Source organism: Nocardia sp. CDC153 (genome assembly GCF_035818515.1).
Lineage (GTDB): Bacteria > Actinomycetota > Actinomycetes > Mycobacteriales > Mycobacteriaceae > Nocardia.
This window is the reverse complement of record NZ_JAYKYU010000001.1, coordinates 1,545,535-1,570,545: the sequence shown is the minus strand read 5'-3', so window position 1 is coordinate 1,570,545 and position 25,011 is coordinate 1,545,535. Positions and strand designations below refer to the sequence as shown.

At 67.4% G+C, this 25,011-nt stretch carries 21 protein-coding genes; 11 read left to right on the top strand and 10 right to left on the bottom strand.

Features of this window, described 5'->3' with window-relative positions:
* Positions 1 to 16 precede the first annotated feature (16 nt).
* From VMT65_RS07170 to VMT65_RS07145, 6 genes are all read left to right on the top strand, one after another.
* Positions 17 to 1,783, top strand: coding sequence for a sensor histidine kinase (locus VMT65_RS07170; protein WP_326307142.1), 1,767 nt, complete (start codon positions 17 to 19; stop codon positions 1,781 to 1,783).
* On the top strand, positions 1,780 to 2,193 hold the full coding sequence (locus VMT65_RS07165; RefSeq protein WP_326307141.1) for a roadblock/LC7 domain-containing protein: 414 nt from the start codon (positions 1,780 to 1,782) through the stop codon (positions 2,191 to 2,193). The genes VMT65_RS07170 and VMT65_RS07165 overlap by 4 nt, the downstream gene beginning before the upstream one ends.
* Entirely contained in the window at positions 2,190 to 2,543 is a 354-nt protein-coding gene (locus VMT65_RS07160; RefSeq protein ID WP_326307140.1) for a DUF742 domain-containing protein, read from the top strand. Before VMT65_RS07165 ends, VMT65_RS07160 begins: the two co-directional genes overlap by 4 nt.
* A 70-nt stretch (positions 2,544 to 2,613) precedes the next feature.
* Positions 2,614 to 3,144, top strand: coding sequence for a GTP-binding protein (locus tag VMT65_RS07155; RefSeq protein ID WP_326307470.1), 531 nt, complete (start codon positions 2,614 to 2,616; stop codon positions 3,142 to 3,144).
* On the top strand, positions 3,141 to 4,397 hold the full coding sequence (locus VMT65_RS07150; RefSeq protein WP_326307139.1) for a cytochrome P450: 1,257 nt from the start codon (positions 3,141 to 3,143) through the stop codon (positions 4,395 to 4,397). Before VMT65_RS07155 ends, VMT65_RS07150 begins: the two co-directional genes overlap by 4 nt.
* A complete protein-coding gene (locus VMT65_RS07145) occupies positions 4,394 to 5,620 on the top strand; it encodes a cytochrome P450 family protein (RefSeq protein ID WP_326307138.1) in 1,227 nt (408 codons plus the stop codon). The genes VMT65_RS07150 and VMT65_RS07145 overlap by 4 nt, the downstream gene beginning before the upstream one ends.
* A 66-nt stretch (positions 5,621 to 5,686) precedes the next feature.
* Here the strand turns inward: VMT65_RS07145 and VMT65_RS07140 are convergent, their stop codons facing one another.
* The gene (locus VMT65_RS07140) at positions 5,687 to 6,034 is read right to left on the bottom strand and encodes a hypothetical protein (protein WP_326307137.1); all 348 of its coding nucleotides are present in this window, start codon (positions 6,032 to 6,034) and stop codon (positions 5,687 to 5,689) included.
* Positions 6,035 to 6,340: 306 nt separating this feature from the next.
* Entirely contained in the window at positions 6,341 to 6,541 is a 201-nt protein-coding gene (locus VMT65_RS07135) for a hypothetical protein (RefSeq protein ID WP_326307136.1), read from the bottom strand.
* A gap of 636 nt (positions 6,542 to 7,177) precedes the next feature.
* Between VMT65_RS07135 and VMT65_RS07130 the strand changes: the two genes are divergently transcribed.
* The 3 genes from VMT65_RS07130 (at position 7,178) to VMT65_RS07120 (ending at position 8,721) form a co-directional block, all read left to right on the top strand.
* A complete protein-coding gene (locus tag VMT65_RS07130; RefSeq protein WP_326307135.1) occupies positions 7,178 to 7,429 on the top strand; it encodes a hypothetical protein in 252 nt (83 codons plus the stop codon).
* Positions 7,430 to 7,762: 333 nt separating this feature from the next.
* Positions 7,763 to 8,443: a hypothetical protein gene (locus tag VMT65_RS07125; protein WP_326307134.1), complete on the top strand. Its 681-nt coding sequence runs from the start codon at positions 7,763 to 7,765 to the stop codon at positions 8,441 to 8,443.
* 116 nt (positions 8,444 to 8,559) lie between these two features.
* Positions 8,560 to 8,721: a hypothetical protein gene (locus VMT65_RS07120; RefSeq protein WP_326307133.1), complete on the top strand. Its 162-nt coding sequence runs from the start codon at positions 8,560 to 8,562 to the stop codon at positions 8,719 to 8,721.
* On the opposite strand, the gene VMT65_RS07115 is transcribed toward VMT65_RS07120, so the two are convergent.
* From VMT65_RS07115 to VMT65_RS07080, 8 genes are all read right to left on the bottom strand, one after another.
* Positions 8,688 to 9,491, bottom strand: a complete 804-nt coding sequence (locus tag VMT65_RS07115; protein WP_326307132.1) for an IclR family transcriptional regulator — start codon at positions 9,489 to 9,491, stop codon at positions 8,688 to 8,690. The genes VMT65_RS07120 and VMT65_RS07115 overlap by 34 nt on opposite strands.
* 46 nt (positions 9,492 to 9,537) lie before the next feature.
* Positions 9,538 to 11,058, bottom strand: a complete 1,521-nt coding sequence (locus tag VMT65_RS07110; protein ID WP_326307131.1) for a GMC family oxidoreductase — start codon at positions 11,056 to 11,058, stop codon at positions 9,538 to 9,540.
* Positions 11,055 to 12,596, bottom strand: a complete 1,542-nt coding sequence (locus tag VMT65_RS07105; protein ID WP_326307130.1) for an APC family permease — start codon at positions 12,594 to 12,596, stop codon at positions 11,055 to 11,057. Before VMT65_RS07105 ends, VMT65_RS07110 begins: the two co-directional genes overlap by 4 nt.
* Before the next feature lie 39 nt (positions 12,597 to 12,635).
* Entirely contained in the window at positions 12,636 to 14,135 is a 1,500-nt protein-coding gene (locus tag VMT65_RS07100) for an aldehyde dehydrogenase family protein (RefSeq protein WP_326307129.1), read from the bottom strand.
* Entirely contained in the window at positions 14,129 to 15,265 is a 1,137-nt protein-coding gene (locus VMT65_RS07095) for an aromatic ring-hydroxylating oxygenase subunit alpha (protein WP_326307469.1), read from the bottom strand. The genes VMT65_RS07100 and VMT65_RS07095 overlap by 7 nt, the downstream gene beginning before the upstream one ends.
* Entirely contained in the window at positions 15,256 to 16,395 is a 1,140-nt protein-coding gene (gene solA / locus VMT65_RS07090; RefSeq protein WP_326307128.1) for an N-methyl-L-tryptophan oxidase, read from the bottom strand. The genes VMT65_RS07095 and solA overlap by 10 nt, the downstream gene beginning before the upstream one ends.
* 5 nt (positions 16,396 to 16,400) lie before the next feature.
* Positions 16,401 to 18,821: a GcvT family protein gene (locus VMT65_RS07085; protein ID WP_326307127.1), complete on the bottom strand. Its 2,421-nt coding sequence runs from the start codon at positions 18,819 to 18,821 to the stop codon at positions 16,401 to 16,403.
* A gap of 197 nt (positions 18,822 to 19,018) precedes the next feature.
* Positions 19,019 to 22,288, bottom strand: coding sequence for a ferritin-like domain-containing protein (locus VMT65_RS07080; protein ID WP_326307125.1), 3,270 nt, complete (start codon positions 22,286 to 22,288; stop codon positions 19,019 to 19,021).
* 225 nt (positions 22,289 to 22,513) lie between these two features.
* On the opposite strand from VMT65_RS07080, the gene VMT65_RS07075 reads away from it, so the two are divergent.
* Positions 22,514 to 22,777 (top strand): GlsB/YeaQ/YmgE family stress response membrane protein, encoded by a 264-nt coding sequence (locus VMT65_RS07075; protein ID WP_326307124.1) that lies wholly within the window; start codon positions 22,514 to 22,516, stop codon positions 22,775 to 22,777.
* Between the two features lie 382 nt (positions 22,778 to 23,159).
* Complete coding sequence (fadD32, locus tag VMT65_RS07070; protein ID WP_326307123.1) at positions 23,160 to 25,010, top strand: long-chain-fatty-acid--AMP ligase FadD32; 1,851 nt, start codon at positions 23,160 to 23,162, stop codon at positions 25,008 to 25,010.
* Position 25,011 lies beyond the last annotated feature (1 nt).

The window sequence follows — 25,011 nt, the reverse complement described above, 5'->3', positions numbered from 1 at the left end:
TGCGGAAGTGCGGAGCGTGTCGGAATCAGTGAATCCGCCGAGCGGGGAGCCACATGCCGTTCGGCGTCAGCGCCTGCCGTATCCGATACTGGCGGGCTCGCTGGTGATCTCCGTGAGTGCGGTGGGGGCGGCGGTTTCGTTCGCCCCCACCGGCTTCCGGCTACCACTCGCGATCGGCGGGTTGGTGGTGGCGCTCTTGCTGACCGCCGCGCTGACCGCGGCTGCCTACTATCGGGCCGGAGTCGAGGAGGTTCGGCGGGAGGCCCTGGCCTATACGGCGCGGGCCGACGCACATGTGGCGGCCACGGTATCCGCCGCGCAGGCGCGAATCGTCGAGGCGGAGGCCAGAATTCACAGCCTCGGCGAGCAGGTCAGCGAGCGGGAGCGCGCGGCCAAGGACAGCGAGAACCGCCGGGCCGCCGCGCTGGCCGCCTTCGCCGGGGCGGCGGGGCGCATGCAGGCCATGAGCACCAGCATGTTGGCGGAGCTGCGTGAGATGGAGCATCGGCACGCCGATCCCAAGGTGCTGGCCGATCTGCTCGAACTCGATCACCGCACCGCGCAGGCCGGACGCCTGGCCGACAGCATCGCCGTGCTCAGCGGTGCGCGTTCGGGCCGTCGCTGGGCCAAACCCATTGCGATGGAATCGATTCTGCGCGGAGCCATGGGCCGGGTGGCCGGGTATCAGCGGGTGCGGCTGCGGGCCATCACCGAGATCGCCATCGCCGGCCACGCCGCCGAGGGCATCATGCACGCTTTGGCCGAGCTGCTCGACAATGCCTGCAACTTCTCCCCGCCCACCACCGAGGTGCACGTCTACGCCGCCGAGGTGCCGGCGGGCGTGGTGATCACCATCGAGGACAGCGGCCTGGTCATGAGCGAATCCGCGCTGCGCCGAGCCGAATCCGCCGTCTCCCGCGACAGCGACTCCGACCTCGCCTCCCTGTCCGGCACCCGCCTGGGCCTCGCCGTCGTGGGCCACCTGGCCCGCAAACACGACCTCACCGTCAGCTACCGACCCTCCGCCATCGGCGGCACCGCCGTCGTGGTTGTGGTCCCCCGCGAACTCACCACCCGCCTGGAACGCCAATCCGGGACCCTCAACCGCCTGACCCCGGTGAACACCGGCTCGACCCCGGTGGTGCTCCCGGTGTCGGCAAACGCCGCGACCGCGGCGGCGTATCCCGGCGAGCCGATCGGATCGGCCGATAGACCCTTTGGTGCGGCCCTCCCCACTCCCCCGCCGACGGATTCTCCCCCGCCCAAGGTCTCCCCTACGCCGACGGTCGATCTACCGTCCGCCGCTTCGCCGGAATCGACGGGTCCTGGTGAAACCGCCCAGGGCGCAGTGACTTCCGGCGGCCTGCCCAAGCGCCGTCGCGGTAGCACGCTCGCTGCCGTTCACCCGGATGGCTTGGCCGCGCCCGCCGCACCCGCTCCTGCCCGTCCCGCGTCGCCGCCCTCGGCCATGGCCGCATTCCAGCGCGCCGCCAGCGGTCGCGAAAAACCGGCGTCGCTCACCGAGCAGTACGCCGGACCGCACACGGGCGACTACCCGGGCGTGGCCACGCCCGCGCTCACCAATCTCGGCTCCAAGCCGGAGGACCTCCCCGCCCCCGACGACAGCGGCACCAGCCTGCTGCCCTCCTCCATCGCCGACGCCATCCGCCGTGGCGACCTGCGCCGCGAAAAGCTCAGCGGCACAGCGCCTTCCTCCTCGCCGCGCGAGTACCCGACCGGCGAGTTCCCCGCCCCCGCTACCCCTTGGGAGACCGATCGATGACAGCGTCCGCGACACAGTTGGGTTGGTTGCTGGAGCAGTTGCTGGTGCGTACGCCGCGGGCGCGGCATGCGCTGCTGCTGTCGGGGGACGGGCTGAAGATCTGTCATACGGCGGGGTTGTCGGCCGATAGCGCCGATCAGTTGGCGGCCATCGCGGCTGGGATGCAGAGTCTTTCACACGGGGCGTCGGTGGAGTTCGGGGATGGGCGGGGCGGGGTGCGGCAGTCCATGACCGAGTTCTACGGCGGGATTCTGTTCATTGTGGAGGCGGGGGTGGGGGCGCACATCGCGGTCGTCGCCGCCGAGGACGCCGATGCGGGGCTGGTCGGATTCCAGATGCGTGAGCTGGTCGAACAGCTCGGGGAGCATTTGGCCGCCGCGCCACGGGTTTCGGGGGCGAGCGTGTCGTGACCAGGCCAGACGAGGATCCGGATCGGCTCTACACGCTGACCGGCGGTCGCAGTCGACCGGATTCGGACGCGTTCGATCTGGTGACCCTGGTGGTCAGCGAGTGTGATCCGGTGCGCGGCATGCAATCCGAGCACGTCGCCATCCTCGATATGTGCCGCGCGCCGACCGCGGTGGTGGAGATCGCGGCCGAGCTGCGCCTGCCGGTCGGCATCACCACCATTCTGCTGTCGGACCTGCTGCACGCGGGCAAGATCACGGTGCGTCACCCGGATCACGCGTCGCGGCAATGGAATTGGACCCCCGACACCAACACGCTGGAAAAGGTGCTCGTTGGACTCCGCAAGCTCTGACACCCGATACCCCGCGGACACCCGTCCCGCCCGCGCCGACGCGCCCCTGCACGCCGATGCCCGCCACGGTCTGAAGATCGTCATCGTCGGCGGCTTCGGCGTCGGCAAGACCACCATGGTGCGCTCGATCTCCGAGATCCGGCCGCTGGACACCGAGGCCACCATGACCCAGGTCGGCCGCGGCGTCGACGATCTGGCCGGGCTGCCCGAAAAGACCACCACCACGGTGGCTTTCGACTTCGGCCGGATCACCATCGACAACGAGCATGTGCTCTACCTGTTCGGCGCGCCCGGGCAGGAGCGCTTCTGGTTCCTGTGGGATCGGCTGTTCGCCGGGGCGCTGGGTGCCATCGTGCTGGTGGATCAGCGCCGCATCGCCGACTCCTGGTACGCCATCGATCGCCTAGAGCATCAGGGCACGCCATTCGTGGTGGCGTGCAACAACTTCGGTCCCGGCTCGTCGCTGACCGAGGTGCGCGACGCGCTGGACCTGGACCCGCACATCCCGCTGGTCGACTGCGACGCCCGCGTCCGCGATTCCTGCAAGAACGTCCTGGTCACCCTGGTCGAATACCTCTATCAACCGGAGACAGTGTCATGACCTCGCCCGCGCCCGGCTGCCCCGTGCCCCACGAGGTCGGCGTCGTCCCTTTGAGCGGTCCCCGCTTCCACACCGATCCGCATTCCCTGTACCGCGAAATGCGCAGGGACCATGGGCCGGTCGCGGCGGTCGAGTTGCCGGGCGGTATTCCGGCGTGGCTGGTGTTGGGCTACCGGGAGATGCATCAGGTCACCAATTCTCCGGAGCTTTTTCCGCGGGATGTCGGCCTGTGGAATCAGTGGCCCAATATCCCGCCGGATTGGCCGCTGCTGCCCATGGTGGGATCGCCCATGCCGTCGATCTACTTCACGGCGGGTGCGGAGCACCGGCGGCATCTGGCCATGGTGGAACCGGCGTTGGAGTCGGTGGATCCGTTCGAATTGCGGCGTGTCTGTGAGGGTTTGGCGGATCGGCTGATCGACTCCTTCTGCGGGCGCGGCGAGGCCGATCTGGTGGCCGACTTCGCCGAGCCGCTGCCGGTGCTGGTGCTGGCCTGGCTGCTGGGCTTCCCCGACGCCGAGGGCCCCGGCCTGGCCCGGGCCATGAAGCTGCTCGCCGACGGCGGCGCGGACGCCCAGGCCGCGCATCTGCGGTTCATGCAGTACATGCAGCATCTGCTGGCGCGGAAAAAGGCCGCGCCGGGCGATGATCTGGTCTCGCGCATGCTCGCGCATCCCGCGCCGTTCACCGATGAGGAATACGTCAACGACCTGATGGCGGTCACCGCCGCCGGTCACCTGCCCACGGCGGACTGGCTGGTGAACTCGGTGCGCCTGATGCTCACCGACGACCGCTTCGCCGCCGCGCTGGGCGGTGGCCGCCGCAGTGTGGATCAGGCCATGAACGAGGTGCTGTGGGAGGACGCCCCCACCTCGATTCTGGCCGGGCGGTGGGCGGCGCGCGATACCCGCTTGGCGGACAAGACGATTCGCGCGGGTGACCTGTTGCTGTTGGGGCTGGCCGCGGCCAATACCGATCCGCATGTGCGCCAGTCGGTCGGCAATGCCACCCACACCGGCAACAGCGCGCATTTCGCGTTCAGCCACGGTGAGTACCGTTGCCCGTTCCCGGCGCAGCAGATCGCCGAGACGATCGCCCGGACCGGCATCGAGGTGCTGTTGGATCGGCTGCCCGATATCGATCTGGCGGTGCCCGCGCAGAACCTGGTGCGGCGGCCCTCGCCGTTCCTGCGTGGAATGACTTCTCTCCCTGTTGTTTTCACACCAGTTCGCGCCCTAGGGGGTTTCCAGTGAGTTCCGCATGCCCACACGCCATCGCCATCGATCCGATGGTGGGTGATCTCGCGGGAGAGACCGCGCGCTTGGCCGCCGCCGCGGCCGTCACCCGGATCGAGCTGTTGGGTGTTCCCGCCTGGACGATCACCGATCACACCGTGGCGCGCCAATTGCTCACCGACGCAAGGCTTGTCAAGGACATCAATGCCTGGAAGCTGTGGCGCGACGGTGTGGTGACCCGGCAGTGGCCGCTGATCGGCATGATCGACGCGGGCCGCTCCATGTTCACCGTGGACGGTCCCGAGCATCGCCGCCTGCGCATCAAGACCACCCAGGCGCTGACCCCGCGTCGCCTGGAGGAGTTGCGGCCCACCATCGAACGGCTCACCAAGGAGCTGCTCGACGATCTGGACGAGGCGAGCCGCGACGGCGCGCCCGTGGACCTCAAGCAGGTCTTCGCCTACCCGCTGCCCATGCGGGTGATCTCCGAGCTCATGGGTGTGCCGCGCAGCGATCACGCCATGCTGCTCGACTGGTACAAGAAGTTCTTCTCCATGGTGACCCCGCAGGACGAGCGGCTGCGGATCATCGACGCGATGGACGTCTACTTCACCGAGATGGTCCGCGCCAAGACCGCCGAGCCCACCGACGATCTCACCAGCGCGCTCATTCTGGCCGACGAGGGTGGTGAGCCGCTCACCGAGGAGGAGGTGGTCGGCAACCTCAAGGCCCTGGTGGCAGCCGGCCACGAAACCACCGTCAGCCTCATCCTGAACGCCGTGCGCGCCTTGCTCACCCACCCCGACCAGCTGGCCCAGGTGCGCGCCGGCGAGGTTGAGTGGAAGCAGGTCATCGAGGAAACCCTCCGCTTCGACGGCCCGGTCACCCACCTCCTCATGCGCTTCGCCACCAAGGACATCACGGTGGGCGACACCGTCATCGAACAGGGCGAGGGCGTAGTCATGTCCTACCGCGCCATCGGCCGCGACACCGCCGTCTTCGGCACCGACGCCGACGAATTCGACATCACCCGCCCCACCGCAAGCCGCAACATCTCCTTCGGCTACGGCCCCCACATCTGCCCCGGCGCAGCCCTCGCCCGCCTAGAGGCCGCCATCGCCCTCCCCGCCCTCTTCTCCCGCTTCCCCACCCTCTCCCTCGCCACCCCCGCCGACCAGATCACAAACCTCCCGGTCATGACCCAAAACGACATCGCCGCCCTCCCCCTACAACTGACCTGATCCGAGCGCCATCGATCGACGTACTCCCGCTGGACCTTCACGCAGAAGTACGTCGATCACCAATCGTCAAGCGATCCGTCGCAATCCAGCCAGCAATCGCTTCACCTCGGCTGCGGACACCGCGTAGTCCTGCTCATCCTCGCTGATGCCCTCATCAACCCAGCCCCGAATAAGCGAAGCCAAATCCACACCCCGCTTGGCCGCGATCTCCTCCGCCCTCCGTCGTTGCCTGACGGTGAGCCGCACAGTGGTCACGACAAGGGTGTCATCTGCGGAATCTCGAAGCGATTCGCGCGCAGGCAAGACCGCATCCGCGTCCACCGTTTCGCCGAAAATCAATTCGCCTGCCGCAGCGGCCGCCGCGAGCTCCTCGGCCTGAGCTAGCTCGCGAAACTCGCTGTCATTCATACTCATTGGTTTGCCTCCCATTGCTCGAACTCGGTCACCTGCTCTGACGTCATCGGCGCGGCATAAACAATCTGGTGATCGAATCCGCCCAGCGGTCGCAGGACGACCAGGATCGGCCGACCATCTGGGGTTCGTGTCCAAACAGCTAGCCCAGGAGCTCCTGTCTTGGTGGATACAGTCTGGACCCAGCGTCGGCGCGCATCCAACAGGGCCCTGATCACCATATCGGTAGTCAGGCCCCCGGTTAGGTTGGTCGCCGACGGCAGCCATTCATAACCCATACCCAGAGAATACAGCGAGCATCTCCGCAAGTCAGCAGCTTGCCGAGCTCTCGCAGTCGGTGTATCGTCGCGGCTCGCCCAAATTGCGGCCATGAACAATCCAGCCGGCGTCGTCGCGAGCGGCATCGCCGAACCAGGAGATACCACCTGCCACCATGGTCGCGGCGATGAAGACCCACCAGAACACATACCCGCAGCTACGTGCTGCGTGAAAGAGCTTGGAGCGAGTCATACACGGCAACCTAAGGCATTCCACCCCGGCCGGCGCTCTCCGCCCGTCGCGGGTCGCGAGCGTCGTTCTCGATGCCCGGGTCTGACGCAGATCGAACCGCACCTAACTGCCGCGTGGCGCACTGTTCAAGGCAGTCACGGAGCGCCGTGAACACTCCTCGCTCAGGGGCATTCATGATCGGGCCATGGCAAATGATGCTCCGCGCGACGAGCCGTTTCGGTTACCAGTTGAGGACGTATTTACGCTGACGGGCCGTGGGATCGCGGTCGTGGGACACGTCGAGTCGGGCGTTGCGGGGGTAGGTGATCGGCTCAGGGTGATCCACGCCGACGGTCGGCCAGGTCCGTCGGACACCTGCGTGGGGATAGACATGCCTTGCAAGGTCGGACAGCCACATGACGGATCGGGGCCTATCGGTCTCATCTTCCGCGAGCTTCGAAAGCTGGACTTCGAGCCCGGTGACGTCATCGTCGGCGAGACCCAACGCTCAGAGCCACTGCCCCCAAACTGAATGCGGAGTTCGAATCACGTGGTGCCCCCCACTGATCGGGGCACAGGAACATGTGGCTGGCTCCGGGGCAACGATCTTGGAAGGGTCGGTAGCGCTTTCTATTTCAGCAGAAGGGGATTCATATAATGACGACTGTTCGCACTGCTCTGCGCACCAGCCTGGTGGTCACCGCCGCAGCCGCCGCGATTGTGGGAGGATCCGCCGTCGCCGCAGCGTCGGGCGACGGGGTTCCCCTGGAACTCACCTCGCCCGCGAGCCAGCCGACTGCCGCCCAGCCGATTTACACTCCGGATAGCGGCAGTGCCGTGATCAACATCCTCAACCTCCTCACCGGCAGTGCTGATCGGCCGTGCAACAGCCCCATCACCTGCGGCTGACCCGATCTCGCCACGTGCCGCGCCGACCGACATCGGCCATCGGTAGGAATCGAAAGATCAACGTGCAGCGAACGCACGCTACTACCGCTGACCGCTCGGTTCCGGTCGGCCGCGGCTCCAGCGGACGAACGCACTGATCTGCCAACTTCTTGCGATGGCGCATGGCGGTCGTCCGCCGAGCACTTGGCGCATCCGGAGATGCTGTCCGGAGCGGTTGGAACGACATCGCTGCCCTCCCCCTACAACTGAGCTGAGATCGGTTCGGGCACCCGCGCGGGCGGGTGGTCGACAATCCCTGGCAAACTCTGGCGGGTGATGACCAAGGGAGTACTTGTGTCGGCGGCCGCGTGTGCGGTCGTGGTCCTTGCGGGATGTGGTTCGGGCGGCGGTTCGACCAAGTCCGACAGTGCCCCAAGCACACCGAGAGACCAGTTGGTCCTAGCGGAATCCGAATTCCCCGCAGGCACCAAGAAGATGGACATCCCGCAGGACAAGTTGCAGTCCACCCTCGCCGATCTCAATGGCACCATGGCGAACACGACGGTTAGTCCAGCCGAGTGCAAGGGGCCGCAGGTGGATGTGGCTGCGGGGGCTAAGGATATTTTGTCGAAGTCGACGATCGCGCTGGCTGCGACCGAGGACATGACCATGTATGTCGACTATGTCTCTGGTCAGGTCATGGATCTGTCGAAAATGGTGGAGAACTACGCGAAATGCCCGGAGGTGAAGGCCACCTCGACCGTCAGCGGTCAACAGGTCGACGGGACCACCACGGTCGCCAAGCTCTCCGTACCCGCCGCACTGGCCGGGACCAATGCCATCGCCTACAAGACCACCGGTGTGAGCACGGTCGGCGACGCCCAGCCGATCACACGCACCACCTACGAGGGTTACACCACCCTTCGTGGCCTGACAGTCGGCGTCCGCATCACCTCCATGAGCAACGCCCCCGACCAAGCCGCCTTCGATACCTTCTTCACCACCGCCGTTCAGAAGGTCCAGAACGCCAAGTAATCCAGAACGCCAAGTAATTCCGAGCGGCCCCACCCCGCGCCGCACCACCCGAACCGAAAATGGTACGTTTGAAATCAGACATGGTTCGGGTGCGTGGGGAAAGGGTTGGCGTAGCAATGGCTGGGCAACACAGGCGGTCGGTGGTGAATCCGGTGGTGCGGCGGGTGTTGATGATGGTGTGGGTGCCGTTGAGTTTGGTGGTGGCGATGGCCGTGGGGGTGATGGCGGGGACCCTGCTCGGGGTTTATGCGCCGGGGTCGCTGCCGCTGCCCAATTGAGGGTGATAGCCCAGGCGGCGCGAGATGGCCTGGGCGGAATCCATTGTCTGGCGGGCTATTTCGGGGAAGCGGGTGGCGGGGAGACGGTAGGTGGGGCCGGAGACGCTCAGGGCGGCGATGATGCGGGCGTCGCTGTCGCGGATGGGGGCGGCTACCGCGTTGAGGCCGATTTCGAGTTCTTCCTCGCAGCTGGCCCAGCCGTCGGTACGGACCTGGTGGAGTTGGGCCTGCAGGATCGACAGGTCGGTAATGGTGTTGGGGGCGAACGATTCCAGGCGCTTGCGCAGGCGGGAGCGCAGGTCGGCGGCGGGTAGCTCGGAGAGCAGGGCCTTGCCGCTGGAGGTGGCGTGGGCGGGGCAGCTCTGCCCGACCCAGGTGCGCAGGGCGATGCCCGCGGAGCCGACGGCCTCGGCGACATTGACGATGCGGTCGCTGTCGAGGATGGCGATATTGGTGGTCTCGCCGACCCGGGCGGCCAGGTCGGCGCAGATGTCCTGGCTCTGGCGCGGCAGATCCATGTGGGCGCTGGTGGATCCGGCGAGCCGGACCACGGTGAAGCCGAGCCGGTATTTGCCGCGTTCGGAGAGTTGCTCGACGTAGCCGCGTGCCTCGAGCACGGCCATGAGCCGCGACACCGTGGACTTGTGCACGCCGAGTTCGGCCGCGATCTCGGTGATCCCGGCCGAACCCAGCTTGGCCACGATCTCCAGTGCGGTCAGTGCGCGATCCACCGACTGGACTGGGATGCCGGACTCGGGTTGTTTCGCCATAACACGTCCAGTTTATGCGGCACAGCGTTTTCCGCGCGGCCGGCGTTCACCGGGCACCGCGGATCAGGTCGGCGCACTTCTCCCCCATGGCCATGATGGTGATATTGGGATTCACCGCGGGCAGCTTCGGCATGGCCGAAGCGTCGACCACCCGCAGCCCGCGCACTCCCTTGACCCGGAGTTCCGGATCGAGCACCGCCATCGGGTCGTCGGGCGCGCCCATGCGGGCGGTGGCGGCCGGGTGGTAGACGGTGTTGTGGGTCTTGTGCAGGTAGTCGAGGAGCTCGTCATCGGTGACGGCGTCGGGTCCCGGAGCCAATTCCCTTGCCACCCATTCCTTCAACGGTGCCTGCTCGGCAATGCGTCGGGCCAGGCGGACACCGTGCAGCATGACCCGTTCGTCGTGCCCGTCGGGATCGCTGAAGTAGCGGGGATCCACGCGCGGCTTGTCCCGGAAGTCGCGGGAGCGCAGCCGCACGGTGCCGCGTGAATGCCCTTGCGTCACATTGGGTGTGAGACAGAAGCCGTTCTCCGTGGTCGGATAGCCCCAGCGGACGGTGTTCATGTCGAACGGGACGCTGCCGTAGTGCATCATCAGATCCGGTTGGGACAGACCGGGTTCGGTGGTGGTGAACAGCCCGATCTCCCACCATTGGGTCGAGGCGGTGACCATGGGTCGCGCGGATTCCCAGAACACCAGGCCCTCGACATGATCGTCGAGATTGGACCCGACACCGGGCGCATCGACGCGAACCGGAATCCCCATGTCCCGCAGATGATCCGAGGGACCGATGCCGGACAACATCAGCAGCTTGGGCGTATCGATCGCCCCCGTGCTGATGACGACTTCCCGCCGCGCCCGCACGGTGTCGAACCCGGTGAGATCCGGACGCCGATACTTGGCACCGACGGCCGAATTCTGTTTGTCGAAAAGAATTTCCGACACCCAGCACCCGGTGCGAACCTCGAGGTTGTGCCGCGAATCCAGAATCGGATGCAGGTACGCGTGCGAGGAGGACATGCGCACGTTGTCGGCATCGGCATTGATCTGGAACCACCCGGCCCCATTGGTGACCGTGGTCCCGCGATTGAACGCGACCGTCGGCAGCCCGGCCAGCGCGGCCGCCGCCAGCACCGCGTCCCCGCACGGATCCTTCGGCAGAATGTCCCGAATCTCCACGGCCTGTTGGAGTTTGGGCAGATACGGCAGCAGTCCGTCGGCCCCCCACCCGGTCGCGCCCATGGCCTCCCACTCCGCCAGCCCCTCGGCGGGCGGATGGAACGCGATGCACGAGTTGTGCGAGGAACACCCGCCCAGCACCTTGGCCCGCGCGTGCCGCAGAAAGCTGTTGCCGCTGTCCTGCGGTTCCACCGGATAGTCCCAGTCGTAACCGGATTCGAGCAGCAGCATCCAATCCTCGAGACGCAGAATCCGGTCGTCGCCGACATCGCTGGGTCCGGCCTCGAGCAGGCAGACGGTCACGCCGGGATCCTCGCTGAGCCGCGCGGCCACCACGCATCCGGCCGAGCCGCCGCCGACGATCACGTAATCGAAGGTGTCGCTCATGACGCGGGCACCTCCGCGGCGTGCGCGGCGAGAATGCCGATGACGCGAACTCCGCGCAGCGCGTACCAGATCAGCCCGGCCAGGAAGATCACGCCGATGTAGAGGAACGCGCCCCACGTGTTGTACCAGGGCCCGCCGTAGACCGCCGTGCGCGGCCAAGCCAGGTTGATCGCCATGCCCAGTCCCCAGACCACGGCGACGATGTTCACCGGCAGACCCCAGCGCCCCATCGAGAAGTACCCGTTCGCGGCGAGGTCCGCGGGCGGCCAGCCGCCCTTGATCCGCTGCCACAGCATGGGTCCGGTGACCAGCAGGTACGCCAGGTAGATCATGATGACCGCGATGGAGGTCAGCACCGTGAACACCTGCGGCTGACCGATATTGATCACCAGGATGAGCGCCGAGAGCACCCCGATCACGACCGCGGGAATCACCGGCGACCGGTGCTTCTCGCTGACCCGCGCCAGCTTCTCCCCGAACGGCAGCGCATTGTCGCGGGCCATGGCGAAGGTGAGCCGGATGGCGGCGGTGTGCACGGCCAGCGCGCACACGGTCACCGCGATCACGATGCACACCAGGAACACCTTGCCCAGCCAGCCCCACATGACCTGTTCGACGATGTACTGCAGACCGCCGTCGGCCGTTCCGAGCTTCTCGTCGCCCAGATTCGGCGCGGACATGACCGCGAACACCAGGATCGCCCCGCCGATCACGAAGGACGCCAACAGCGCTCGCAGAATCGCCTTGGGCGCGGTGCGGCGCGGTTCCACGGTCTCCTCGCCGAGCGAGCTGGCGGTGTCGAAGCCGTACATGACATACCCGGAGGCGAGGGACGCGACGAGGAAGGCGCTCAGGTACCCGCCGCTCTGGCCCGCGCCATAGCCGTTGCTGGAGAAGAACACGCTCGGCCCGCGGGTCACGTGCACGCCGAGAATAATGGCGATGAGCACGGCGGCAATGAGTTCGATGAACACGCCCGCGCTATTGATCATGGCCATGAGCCGCACCCCGAACGCATTCACGACCGTGGTGAAGACAATGAGCACGGTGCCCAGCACCACCGCATTGGCGGCATAATCGTGGCTGCCGGTGCCGTCGCCCACGATCTGGAATCCGCTCCAGAGTTTGGGCAGGTTCAGCTGATACGCCAGCACCACCGCCGAGAGCGTGACAATGGACGCGGTGAGCATGAGCCAGCCCGCCGACCACCCGACGACCCGGCTGCCGAGCTTCTTCGCCCAGTTGTAGACCGAGCCCGCGACCGGGTATTTCGCCGAGAGTTCCATGAAGCACAGGGCCACGGCGAGCTGCCCGACGAACACCAGCGGCCACGACCATAGATAGCCGGGTCCGGCGGTGCCGAAGCCGAAATAGAACATTTGAAAGGTGCCGGTGAGAATCGAGATATAGCTGACGCCCGCGGCGAAACTCGAGAATTTCCCGATACTTCGGCTCAGGGATTCCCGGTAGCCGAATTCGGCGACACCGTGGTCGGGGGTGGATGCGCTGGTGGGTGCGGGGGGACGGGTAGTCGTCATGACGGCCCAACTTTCAGAAATTAACGCGCAGAACCATATTCAGTTGTGGGTGAACCAGCCACCGACCGCGGGCGCGGTGTTGAGCCAGATGTGTTTGGTTTCCTGGTATTCGGCCAGCCCGCTGGGACCGAGCTCCCGACCGATGCCCGAGCGGCCGAAGCCACCCCATTCGGCGGCGGGTGTGTAGTAGCCGAAGTCGTTGAGCCACACGGTGCCGTGGCGCAGCGCGCGGGCGAAGCGTTCGGCGCGCGCGGGGTCGGCGGTGCGCACACCGGCCGCCAGGCCGTAGGCGGTGTCATTGCCCAGCGCCAGGGCCTCGGCGTCGGTGGTGAAGCGTTCGACGGTCAGGATGGGGCCGAACGTTTCCTCCTGCACGATGCGCATGGACCGGTGACAGTGGTCGAAAATCGTTGGCAGGTAGAAGCTTCCGGCCTGCAGCGCGGGATCGTCCGGTCGAGCGCCGCCCGTGACGAGCCGCGCGCCGCCCGCGATGCCCAGCGCCACATAGGCTTCGACCTTGGCCCGATGCGCCTGCGACACCAGGGGTCCGGTCTCGCTCGCGGGATCCAGGCCGGGTCCGACCGTGATCCCCCGGGCCCGCACGGCGAGCGCCGCGACGAACTCGTCCGCGATGGACTCATGGACGATCAACCGTGTTCCCGCCGAGCACACCTGGCCCGAATGCAGGAACGCACCGGTCAGCACCGCGTCCACGGCGCTGTCGAAGTCGGCGTCCGGGAACACGATGTGCGGGTTCTTGCCACCGAGCTCGAGCGCGACGCGAGTGATGTGTTTGGCGGCATTCCCGGCGATGATCTCCCCGGTCGCCGCCCCGCCGGTGAACGAGATGAGGTCGACATCGGGGGTGTCGGTGAGCGCCGAACCGACCGTGGCACCGCTGCTCTGAATCAGATTCACCACGCCCGGCGGCACGCCCGCCCGGTCGATGAGCCGAACCAGCGCGATGGTGCTCAGCGGGGTGACCTCGCTGGGTTTGGCCACCATGGTGCAGCCCGCCGCGAGCGCGGGCGCGATCTTCCACGACATCTGCAGCAGCGGATAGTTCCAGGGCGCGATGAGCGCGCAGACGCCGACGGGCTCGCGGACCACCCGGCTGATGATGGCCGGGTCCCCGGTGTCGACGAGCCGATCCGCGCCGGTGGCGGCGAGGTGCGCGTAATAGCGGAAGACCGAGACCACATCGTCGACGTCGATGTAGCTCTCGCGCAGTGTCTTTCCGGTATCGAGGGTCTCGATGCGGGCCAGGTAGTCACGCTCGGCCTCGAGCAGTTCGGCAATGCGCAGCAGAAAGCCGATGCGCTCGGAGACCGGTGTCCGGGGCCAGTCGCCGGTGTCGAAGGCCGCCCGTGCCGCGGCCACCGCCGCGACCGCGTCGGCCCGATCCGCCTCGTCCACGGTGCCGATGACCGTGCCATCGGCCGGATTCACGATGTCGCGGGTCGCGCCGCCGAGCGCGTTGACCCATTTGCCGTCGATGTAAAGGTTCGGCGGACAACAGAGTTCGTCATCGGTCAACATTGCGGACCCTCGATTCGATCCCGGGCCCAGGCGTGGAATTCGGCGATGTGGTGCTCGGCCGGGACCAGCACTCCCCCGTGCCGATACGCCCGCGACGACATGGCGGGCTGGGTGCGCTCGCACGCGGCGAAATCCTGTTCGTTCACCCGATGGAACAGTTCCACCGAATGGTCCAGCGCGCCACCGGATCGCACCACATCGGGCGCGTAGAGCCAATCGCATTCGACGATGGTGCGATCGTGGGCCATCGGGTACATGCGGTGGAAGATGACGTGATCGGGCACCAGGTTCACGAAGACGGTGGGCCGAATGGTGATGGCGAAGTACTTGCGATCCTGTTCCGGCGCGAGCCCCGGCAGCGCCTCGAAGCCCGGGCGGCCGTCGACGGTGAAGCCGTCGATGCGTTCCCCGAAATCCGCGCCGTGCCCCACGAAGTATTGCGCCGCATAGCCTTTCGCGAATTCCGGAAGCACCTCGACCAGTTCCGGGTGGATGCTGGCGCAGTGGTAGCACTCCATGAAGTTCTCGACGATGAGCTTCCAGTTGGCGGCCACGTCGTAGACCACCCGCTTGCCCACCGCGAGCCGCTCCATCCCGTAGTGGTCGATGGCGGCGGGATCGCCGAGTCGGCCGGTGACCGCACCCATGACATCGGTCTCGAAGGACGGTGGCTCATCGGCCAGGCACACCCAGGCGTAGCCGAGCCATTCCCGCAGTGCGACCGGGATCAGACCGTAGGCGACCCGGTCGATCGGCGCGCCCGAATCATCCTGCAGGGTGGCGATATTGGGCGCCGCCACCAGCTTGCCGTCGAGCGCGTAGGTCCACGCGTGATAGGGGCAGCGCAGTGTCCGCCGCACCTGACCCTCGTTCTCGGTGCAGATCAGCGCGCCGCGATGGCGGCACACATTGAGGAAGGCGCGCAGTTCGCCGTCGTGGCCGCGCACCACCAGCACGCTCTCCCGGCCGATCTGGACGCGCCGGAACGCGCCCGGTTCGGCGAGATCGCCGGCGCGCACGGCGCAGAACCACATGCGTTCGAAGACGCGTTCCTGCTCCTTGGCGAAAATCGCCGGGTCGCAGTAGTACTCACCGCCGAGGGTGGGAATCAGAGCCGAACTCACAGGGATACCAGCCTTTGCGGGGCGAACAGGTCGATCGGGTGCGCGGTGGCGCCGGTCATGGCGAGGTCGGCGAGGATCTCACCGACCACGGGCACGAATTTGAAGCCGTGCCCGGAGAATCCGCAGGCCACGGTGACGCGATCGTGGGCGGGGTGGCGGGCGATGACGAAATGCTGGTCGGCGGTATTGGAGTACATGCAGGTGGCGGTGTGCACGGCCTTGCCGACCAGGGCGGGCAGCAATTCGCGGACCCGCGTGCGCATTTCGGTGATCTCCTCCGGATGCACCCGACGGTCGATCGTGTCGGGGGTGCAGGGGATGCCCTTGCGGAAGAAGGCCGTCTTGACGCCGCCTTCGGGGCCGTCGATGGCGGGGAAGCCGTATATCTGTGCACCGGAGTCGTTTTCGGCGATGTAGATGGGGTCGTGCTCGAATTTGGCCGTGCCGACGACCGGGTCGAGCCAGTACATGATCTGACGTTCGATCTCCAGGGCCACACCCAGGTCGGCGAGCAGGGCCGGTGCCCATGCGCCGGGGCAGATCACCAACTGGCCCGCAGTGTAGGTGGCCGAGCCGGTGGTGACGGTGACGCCCGAGCCCGTGTCCCGCCAGGACTCGACGGCCTCGCCGTAGCGCAGGGTCGCACCGTGGGCCGCCGCGAGTTCGAGGTGGGCGGCCACCGTGCGTTCGGGACGGGCGAATCCGGCCATCTCCTCGTAGAGGCCGATGTGATGCGGTTCGGGCGTGAAATTCGGGAAGCGCGTGTGGATTTCCTTCGCGTCCAGGAGATCGTGGGGCAGCGACCATTCCCGGCTGGCGCGGATGCTGCCCGCGACGGTCACGCAGTCGGGCGGTCCGACGTACAGGCCGCCGGTGAGTCGATAGACCTCGTCGTCGGCGTCGCGCGCCAGCTGCTCCCACAGTTCATAGGCACGCAGCAGCAGCGGCACGTAGGCCGGGTCCTCGAAGTAGGACTGCCGGATGATCCGCGAGCCGCCGTGGCTGGAGCCCCGATTGTGGGCGGGCGTGAACTTCTCCAGGCCCAGCACCCGGTGCCCGGCGCGGGCCAGGTGATAGGCGGCGGCACTGCCCATGCCGCCCAGGCCGAGGACGATGACGTCATAGGTTTCGGTCATGGCGGTCACCTCTTGATTCGGGCCATGTCGGGGTCGACCACCGGATCGGTGTGCACCCGTGCGGTGAATGTCTGTGTCAGATAGGCGATCTCGACTTCGTCGCCGGGTTGGACGGTCGCCGGGAGCCAGGCGTAGGCGAGGGTCCGGCCGAGCGTCGCGGAATAGCCCGCGCTCGTGGTGTATCCGACCACGGTGCCATCGACGCGGACCGGCTCCTTCCCGAGGACGACCGCGCTCGCCGCGTCGAGCACGATGGTGCGCAGCATGGTGTCCGGCGGCGGCGCGGATTCCAGGGCCTTCTTGCCGAGGAACTCCGGTTTGCTCATGCGCACCGCGAATCCGAGCCCCGCGGCGGCCGGGGTGTGCTCGGTGGTCATATCGGTCCCCCAGGACCGGTAGCCCTTCTCCAGTCGCAGACTGTTGAAGGCGAGCCGACCGGCCGCGATGACGCGCCGCGACCGCCCGGCCGCCCAGAGCAGATCCCACAGTGCCGCACCGTGTTCGGCGCTGGTGTAGATCTCCCAGCCGAGTTCGCCGACATAGGAGACGCGCAGCATCGTCACCGGGACGGTTCCGAGGTACGTGCGGATCGCCTTGAAGTAACCGAATGCCTTGTGTGACAGGTCATCCGGGCACAGCGGCTGCGCCACCTCCCGCGCCTGCGGCCCCCACAGGCCGATACAGCAGGTGCCGCCGGTGATGTCGCGCAGGACGACACTGCCATCACCGGGCAGGTGGCGGGTGAACCAGTCGAAGTCGAGCGGGCCGTTCGCTCCCACCTGGAAGTGTCGCTCGCCCAGCCGGGCGACGGTGAGATCGCTGCGCACCCCGCCGTTGGCGTCGAGCAGCAGCGTGTAGGTGACCGAGCCGGGTTTCTTGTCGACGTCGTTGGTAGTCAGCTCTTGGAGGAACGCCGCCGCACCGGGGCCCGAGACCTCGTAGCGGGTCAGCGGTGTCATGTCGTACATGGCGACATGCGTTCGCGTCCAGGCGGCTTCGGCAATGGAGATGGGCGAATAGAACCGGGCCGACCAGTCGTCGCGGACCGGGAATTCCACCCCGGTCGCGGCCACCTCGTCCAGCAATTCCGCGTTGGCCTCGTACCAGCCCGGCCGTTCCCACAGCCCGCCCTCGAAGAAGAACGCGCCGAGTTCCCGCTGCCGCGCGTGGAAGGGACTCGTGCGCACATTCCTGGGGGCGGCGCGGTACTGGTGGGGATGGATGATGTCGTAGACCTCGACGAAAGCCTGCACACTGGTGCGTTCGATGAACTCCGGGCTCAGCGCCGCCTCCTCGAACCGGTACAGGTCGGCCTCGTGCAGGTCGATCTCCGTGCCGCCCTGGACGATCCACTGCGCGACCGCCCGGGCCACGCCCGCGGAATGGGTCACCCACACCGCCTCGGCCACCCAGAATCCGGCCAGCTCTCGATGCTCACCGAGGATCGGGAAGCCGTCCGGGGTGAAGGAGAAGATCCCGTCGAAGGCCTCCGACACCTCGGTATCGGACAGTGCGGGTAGCAGTTTCGAGCTCTCGGCCCAGGCCGGAGCGAATTCCGCGGTGGTGAACGGCAGCATGGACGGCATGGGTTGGCCCGCGGTGTCCCGGGTGAGGGCGTCCATGTCCACCGGGCGCGGCGCGTGCCCGTAGTAGCCGATTCCGATGCGTTCGCCGTAGGTGCGGTAGTAGAGGTCGGCGTCCTGATGCCGCAGAATGGGCAGCCGCTCGTCCCCGCCGAGCGCGGGGACCGCACCCGTCTTGGCGAATTGATGCGCCATGGGCACCAGCGGCACCGTCAGCCCGACCTTGCGGCCCAGCCGGGCACCCCAGAAACCGGCGGCGCTCACCACGACATCGGCGGGTATCTCCTGCCCGTCGGCGGTCCGTACCCCGGTGACCCGACCGTCCTTCGACAGCACCTCGACCACTTCGCAGTACCCGATGAAGCGGGCTCCGCGCTCGGCCGCGATCTCCGCCTGCCGTTCGGCCGCGCGCACCGCGTGCGCGAGACCGTCTGTGGGAGTGTGTAATCCACCGAAGATACGGTCGGGGTCGAGCAGGGGAAACAGTCGAACACATTCCTCGGCATCGACCACCCGGGCGTCGATTCCCCACGCCCGCGCCCACCCGTGGCGGCGGTGCAGATCGGTCCAGCGCTCGACGGTGGTGGCGACCTCCAATCCGCCGACCGCGTCGAAGGCGTCCAGCTCACCGAATTTCCGCACGGTGTACCGCGCCAGATCGGCCATCGTCTTCGACGGATTGGTCTGGAACACCAAACCCGGTGCGTGCGAGGTGGATCCGCCGGTGCGGAACAGTGGCCCCCGATCGAGCACGGTGACATCGGTCCACCCGAGCCGAGTGATCTCCTCGGCCAGCCCGGTCCCGACGATTCCCGCACCGATGATGACAACCCGCGGCTGCATACCCGAGCCTCCAGACTGTTGCGTATTGCGCACCATGTGCCGTAATACGCAACTATGCTCCGCCGCGGTCGGACACCTGTCAACCGGAATGGAATTATTCGTATTCCCTTTGTTTCCCAGGTGTTTCCGGTATTTTCCAGCAACGAGAACGGCCCACCGGAATCCCGGTGGGCCGTCGTCGGGTCGGTCCAAGATCGTCAGGGAGTCATGCCGGATTCCGTCCATCGGCGGAAGACTTCGATCTGTTCGGCGGGCCAGGGGCCGTCGCAGGGCATGGTGCCCGCGGCCAGGCGGTCGAGGATCTCGGGGGCGTGTTTGGTGACGTCGTCGAGGGACCACAGGTCGAAGACGAAGCCCATGGAGCGTTGATCCTTTTCTCGGAAAAGGGGTTTGATGTGGGTCGCGAAACTGACGGTCTCGTCGGGGGCCGGGAGGACGACGGGTGTCGGCTCGGCGATCGATTCGGTGGGTTGCGGGGACGGGGTGCCCATCGGGCCCCAATCCCAGTCCGGGGCGGGCCCTTCGGCGGTCGCGGCCCATTCGGCGAAAGCGGCGAAGGCGGAACGGAATTCGGTCTCGGGCGGGAGGCCGGATTCGCGGGCGGCGCGCAGGAGCAGCTGGGTCCAGCGTTCGCGTTGCGCATCGCTCAGGATCGGGCGGATGCGGGGCTCGTCCGGGTTTCGGGGTGCGCCGAAGGCAACGGCCATCCATTCGGCCTCGCGGTCGGCGCGATCGGCGTCGGCAGCGGCGAAAACCGGTGCCAGCAGCTCGTCCTCGGGGATCAGCTTGTCGTAGAGCAGCGCCGTCACTCGACGCAGTGCCGGGTAGCCGCCGGACCATTCGAACAGGGTCGGTTCCTGTCCCGGTGCGGGTACCGGGTCCTGGAAGCCCACATACCAGTGCATTCCGCTGCAGAACGGCTTGTTCTGGGACTGGCCGCAACGACAGAGCGCATAGTGCTCGCGGGAAGCGCCTTCGGCGCGGTCGATATCGGTGCCGTCGGCCGCCGCGAGCGGGATCGAGCCGCGAATGCGGTAGGGGCCGTCCTTGGTCACCTCGATGACCGGTGCGCGGGTGCCGCTCCAGTCGGTGAGGTCGCGAGCCTCGATACCGTCGAAGGCCATACCCAGCGCACCGGACGGGCAGGCGCGGACCGCACGCACGATCTCGTCCATGCGGCCGCCATTGGGCGCGACGAAAGGCTCGGCATTGGTGCGGAACACCGTGGACAGCCGATCGGTGCACAGCCCGGAATGCTGGCAGATACCGCGATTGTCGAAAACCGTGATCTGCTCACCGACATAGGTGTCACGCCGGTCGGCGACCCGCGACGGATCCTTCGCGTCATTGAACCCGATGCGGGCATGACTGCCGTCGCAGAGCGGTTTGAGTGCCGAAGCACCGCAGCGGCACAGCGCGACGGTGGGGCACAGCTCGAGCGGCAGACCGAGGTGATCGACGACCGCCGCATTGGTCACCAGGTAGGGCCCGTTCTTCGCGGTCCGGATCGAGCTGCCCGAATCGGCCTGGAGCCGAGCGAATTCCGCGCGCAGGGCCGCGCGCTCGCCCCGCGGTCGGACCGCGCACGCCAAATCCTGAAGCGCGGCCGTCGCCTCGACGAGCTCGGGCAGGGCGAGGTGGCCGCCCAAACGGGTGGCCGCGGCGGCGAGGGCGCGCAATTGCTCGACCGGACCCGAATCCGCCGCGGCCGCATCGCCGATACCCGCTCTCGCACCCGACGGCTCGCGTCCATCTCGGGCAATCTCGGCGGCGCGTCCCTTCCCCGAGGATTCGGTCGTCGCGGCCCCGGCCTCGAGCCTCACCTCCGGCGGCGGAACCGTCTCATCGTCGCGCCCTTCGGTTGTCGGCTCAGCGTCGAGCCCTTGGCGGAACAGTGCTTCCGACAAGGGGCGCAGCACGCTGTCGGCCAGGCGCGGGAGAACGGCGGCCGGGGTGGTCTGCCGGGTGAGGGCGTAGGCCGCCACGAACAGGTCCGCGAGGTCACCGCGCGCCTCGATGCCCGCGACCCGCTCGGCGAATTCGTCGGCGCGCTGGCGGGCGGCGGCCTGGACGGCGGGATCGCTGCCGAGGATTTCGGGGCGGGCGTGGGCATTCCAGCTCGGGAAGTGGGCGGCCAGGGTGGCCTGAATGTCGCTGAAGGACTTGCTGATCGGGGCGAGCGGCTCCCCCACCGTCGCGGGGAGGTCGGCGCGGATGGCCTCGGTCAAGGCCACCGCCTCGCCGAGGCGCTCGGTCAGCAGTGCCCACGCGGCCTCGCGGTGCGGCATCAAATAGTCTGTCTCGTAGAACAATTCGAAGCTGGGGCCCACGGTGCGGCCGGGGTGGTCGGGACCGGCGGGCAGCGTCGTGATGAGTTCGCCCAGCGGTTGGATGACGCCGAACATGAGCGAGACCGTCGCGTCGGCCAGGGTTTGCAGCTGCGCGTCGGTTTCCTCGGTGTGGGCGAAGAAGCGTTCGAAGATCTGGAGCAGGATCTCGTAGCCGACATTGAACAGGTCGGTGACGCGGGCGGTATCCGGATCGCTGATCAGCGGGACCGGGAAATCCCGTTCCGGGGCACGGACATTCGCGGCCAGCACCGGACGCACCGGATCGAAGTTCGGATTGTCGCGCCGGGCCTGTTCGTACTCGTCGAGGATCTTGACGAACTGGCCGAAGTGGGCGTCCCGCCAGTCGCCGCGCGCGCCCTCGCCCTGTTCCAGAATGGTGTCGATGGCGCGTTTGGCGGAGGCCACATCGGTGACCGCCACCAATTCCGGCCAGCGGAAATGCTTTTGGGTCGCCTGGGCGCGCCGCGGACCGACGAACAGCCACTGCTCGCCGTACTTCTCGGCCAGATGCGCGATGCCGTTCTCGATCGAGCGGTACAGGTGCCCGACGGTGGCGAAATCCTGGAGCCGGGGCACGATCTCACCCTTTTCCATGTGCGCCGCCGCGCGCCCGACATTCGCTATGCCCTCGGCGTCGTCGAGATCCATGCCCTCGGGGCGTTCCAGGAACATGAAGTGCCGCAGCGCCTGTTCGCCGAACGGTAGCAGCGCCAGCTGCACCCCCGCCGGATAGTGCGCGGCCGGGAGCGGCAGATTGGGGCGGGCCATATGCGGTGCCGCGCCGATGGCGGAGAGCAGATTGTGCACCAGCGACAGGTGCAGCATCTCCTGGGTCGCCACATGCGAAACCAGTTTTCGCCAGCGCGTGACCTTGACCAGCTCGTCCGCGCTCAACCCCTCGTCGGCCGAGGTCTTGAGCGAGAATGCCGCGAACAGGTACTGGCACATGATGCCGTGCTCGAGTTCGGCGGCCTGGCAGAGCATGTAGATGAGCGCCTCGCGGTGCTCGATGACGAACGGCTGCTCGGGGGCGGCCAGCCCGCCGCGGGCGGCGATGGTGCGGGCCAGATCACCCTGGCCGCTGAGATTCGGGATTTCGGGCGCATTCTCGGTCATGCGCTGCGCCTTTCGAGGGGGCGGATCAGCAGGACTTCGCGGCCACGCTGCCATCGCGAAGTCGTCCGAAATCCATCATGAACCCGAAACCGGAGCGCCGGCGCACGTTTCACTGCCGGAGAAAGCGGTATCCGCTGTATTGCGACACGGACGCTGCGACACGCTCACCGGCGACCGCAGCCCTGCTACCTTCGACAAGCGGTATCTCAACGCAAGGAGCATGCCATGGGCATCATCACGATGATCATCATCGGCCTCATCGCGGGCGCGATCGCCCGCCTCCTGGTTCCCGGCAAGGAAGACTTCGGCATCATCTGGACCGCGGTCCTGGGCATTATCGGCGGCTACGTCGGCGGCACCCTGGGCAGCCTGGTCTTCGCGCCCCACCACTTCGACGTCCATCCCCCGGTCAAGCACGCTTTCATCGGCGCCATCATCGGCGCGATCATCGTGCTCGTCATCTACAAGTGGATCAGAGCCCGCGTCTGAGCGCCTGAACGCACCCACCGAACCCACCACTCCGGGGCGGGGCCGCTGACCTGCGGCCCCGCCCCCGGTGTGTCGGCGGTCTCGTGCGAGATGAGGGATCGCACCAACCCGCCGCCACGACGCCGGTCCCACGGCGTCCTCGGCCGCGGGTGGTCCACGGCCCGAGCTCTTCTACGGATCTACTTAGTAGATACGTAGAACCCTAGCCGATTGCCGGTTGATTGCGCAAGCGCGGCGGTCGGTGGTAGGGACATCCGCCCCGACCTTCGGATGGTTCCAATCACAGGCGGAGCCACCGTATTCGAGCACACTTTGCCTGCCCGGTTCGAGCAGTGAAAGCTTTTACTGCACACCCGAATTCATTCCGAGTAGGAGTAGGCATATGGTCGAAACCCCGTTCGCCTGTCGATCCGATATCGAGATTCCGCCGACGCTCACGCTCATGGATCTCATCGACCAGCGGGCCGCGGCGCACGGGGACGACGTGGTGTACCGGTACGCGGATTATTCGCGGGCGCTCGAGGGGGAATACCGTGAGCTCACCTGGTCGGAATTCCAGCTGCGCGTCTGCGCGGTGGCGGCGCGCGTGCAGCAGGTGAGCGCGCCGGGTGATCGGGTCGCGGTGCTGGCTCCGCACGGATTGGATTACGTGGTGGCGTTTTTCGGGGCCATCGCGGCGGGAGCCATCGCGGTGCCGTTGTTCACGCCGGACGAGCCCGGACATACCGATCGCCTGCACGCGGTGCTCGCGGACAGCGCGCCCGCGGTGATCCTCACGACGGTGTCCGCGGCGGCCGGGGTGCGGGACTTCTACGGCCGTCGACCGGGCCGGAAACGGCCCCGCATCATCGCGGTCGACGCCGTGCCGACGGTGCTCGAGGCGAGCTGGCGGCGACCGGACGCCACCGCAGATGCCATTGCGTACCTGCAGTACACGTCCGGGTCCACGCGAACGCCCGCGGGTGTGGAGATCACCCACCGCGCGGTCGCGACCAATCTCCTGCAACTGGCCGATGCGCTCGGCCTCGATGCCGACTGCCGGGGCGTGAGCTGGCTGCCGCTGTTCCACGACATGGGGCTGTTGTGCGTCATCCTGCCGATGGTGTGCGGGCGGCACATCACCCTGCTGTCGCCGAGCGCGTTCATTCGGCGGCCCTATCGGTGGATCAAGGAGCTCGGTGCGACCACCGACGGTGGCGGAGTCTTCTCCGCCGCACCGAATTTCGCGTTCGAGTACGCCGCCGAGCGCGGGCGGCCCGCACCGGGCACCCGGCTCGACCTGTCGAAGGTGATCGGCTTGATCAATGGCAGTGAGCCGGTGACGGTCTCGGCCATGCGCAAGTTCACCGAGGCGTTCGCGCCGTACGGGCTGGCTTCGAACGCGATCAAGCCCTGCTACGGCATGGCCGAGGCCACCGTGTTCGTGTCCGCCACGCAGGCCGAGGTGGCGGCGCGGGTCGTGCACGTGGATCGCGAGCGACTCAATGCCGGTCGCATGGTGCCGGTGACACCGGAGCGGGAAGACGCTGTGGCACAGGTCAGTTGCGGCTATCTGGCGCGGGCGCAGTGGGCCGTCATCACCGATCCGGCGTCCGGGCGGGAGCGACCCGACGGCACGGTCGGCGAAATCTGGCTGCACGGCGACAATCTCGGGGTCGGCTATTGGAACCGGCCGGACGAGACCATCAAGACGTTCCGGAACAGGCTGGTGCGCAGGCTGTTCAAGGACAGCCACGCCGAGGGCGCGCCCGCCGATGCGCGCTGGCTGCGCACCGGCGACTTCGGCGCGTACCTGGGCGGGCAGCTGTACGTGACCGGCCGCGTCAAGGATCTGGTGATCATCAACGGCCGCAACCACTATCCCCAGGATCTCGAACACTCCGCCCAGAACGCCAGCACCGCACTGCGACCCGGGTTCATCGCCGCGTTCTCGGTGCCCGCCAACGAACTTCCCCGCCACGCGACCACCGAACGTCCGGTCGAGCCCGACGACACCTCCGATCAACTGATCATCGTGGCCGAACGCGGCACGGGCATCGGCAAACTCGACCCCGACCTGATCGCCTCCCGGGTACGCGCCGCCCTGTCGAGCCGACACGGTGTCCTGGTCCGCGACCTGCTCCTGGTCCCCGCCGGATCCATCCCCCGCACCTCCAGCGGCAAGATCGCCCGGCGCGCCTGCCGCGCGGCCTACCTGGACGGCACCCTGGGCCGCGCGGCGGTCCGCCGCTGAC

What these genes read in the sequence shown, in the direction of transcription:
- VMT65_RS07165 (WP_326307141.1), top strand. Translation starts at nt 1,780, where the DNA reads ATGACAGCGTCCGCGACACAGTTGGGTTGGTTGCTGGAGCAGTTGCTG.
- VMT65_RS07150 (WP_326307139.1), top strand. Translation starts at nt 3,141, where the DNA reads ATGACCTCGCCCGCGCCCGGCTGCCCCGTGCCCCACGAGGTCGGCGTC.
- VMT65_RS07140 (WP_326307137.1), bottom strand. Translation starts at nt 6,034, where the DNA reads ATGAGTATGAATGACAGCGAGTTTCGCGAGCTAGCTCAGGCCGAGGAG.
- VMT65_RS07135 (WP_326307136.1), bottom strand. Translation starts at nt 6,541, where the DNA reads ATGACTCGCTCCAAGCTCTTTCACGCAGCACGTAGCTGCGGGTATGTG.
- VMT65_RS07130 (WP_326307135.1), top strand. Translation starts at nt 7,178, where the DNA reads ATGACGACTGTTCGCACTGCTCTGCGCACCAGCCTGGTGGTCACCGCC.
- VMT65_RS07120 (WP_326307133.1), top strand. Translation starts at nt 8,560, where the DNA reads ATGGCTGGGCAACACAGGCGGTCGGTGGTGAATCCGGTGGTGCGGCGG.
- VMT65_RS07115 (WP_326307132.1), bottom strand. Translation starts at nt 9,491, where the DNA reads ATGGCGAAACAACCCGAGTCCGGCATCCCAGTCCAGTCGGTGGATCGC.
- VMT65_RS07110 (WP_326307131.1), bottom strand. Translation starts at nt 11,058, where the DNA reads ATGAGCGACACCTTCGATTACGTGATCGTCGGCGGCGGCTCGGCCGGA.
- VMT65_RS07105 (WP_326307130.1), bottom strand. Translation starts at nt 12,596, where the DNA reads ATGACGACTACCCGTCCCCCCGCACCCACCAGCGCATCCACCCCCGAC.
- VMT65_RS07100 (WP_326307129.1), bottom strand. Translation starts at nt 14,135, where the DNA reads ATGTTGACCGATGACGAACTCTGTTGTCCGCCGAACCTTTACATCGAC.
- solA (WP_326307128.1), bottom strand. Translation starts at nt 16,395, where the DNA reads ATGACCGAAACCTATGACGTCATCGTCCTCGGCCTGGGCGGCATGGGC.
- VMT65_RS07085 (WP_326307127.1), bottom strand. Translation starts at nt 18,821, where the DNA reads ATGCAGCCGCGGGTTGTCATCATCGGTGCGGGAATCGTCGGGACCGGG.
- VMT65_RS07080 (WP_326307125.1), bottom strand. Translation starts at nt 22,288, where the DNA reads ATGACCGAGAATGCGCCCGAAATCCCGAATCTCAGCGGCCAGGGTGAT.
- VMT65_RS07075 (WP_326307124.1), top strand. Translation starts at nt 22,514, where the DNA reads ATGGGCATCATCACGATGATCATCATCGGCCTCATCGCGGGCGCGATC.
- fadD32 (WP_326307123.1), top strand. Translation starts at nt 23,160, where the DNA reads ATGGTCGAAACCCCGTTCGCCTGTCGATCCGATATCGAGATTCCGCCG.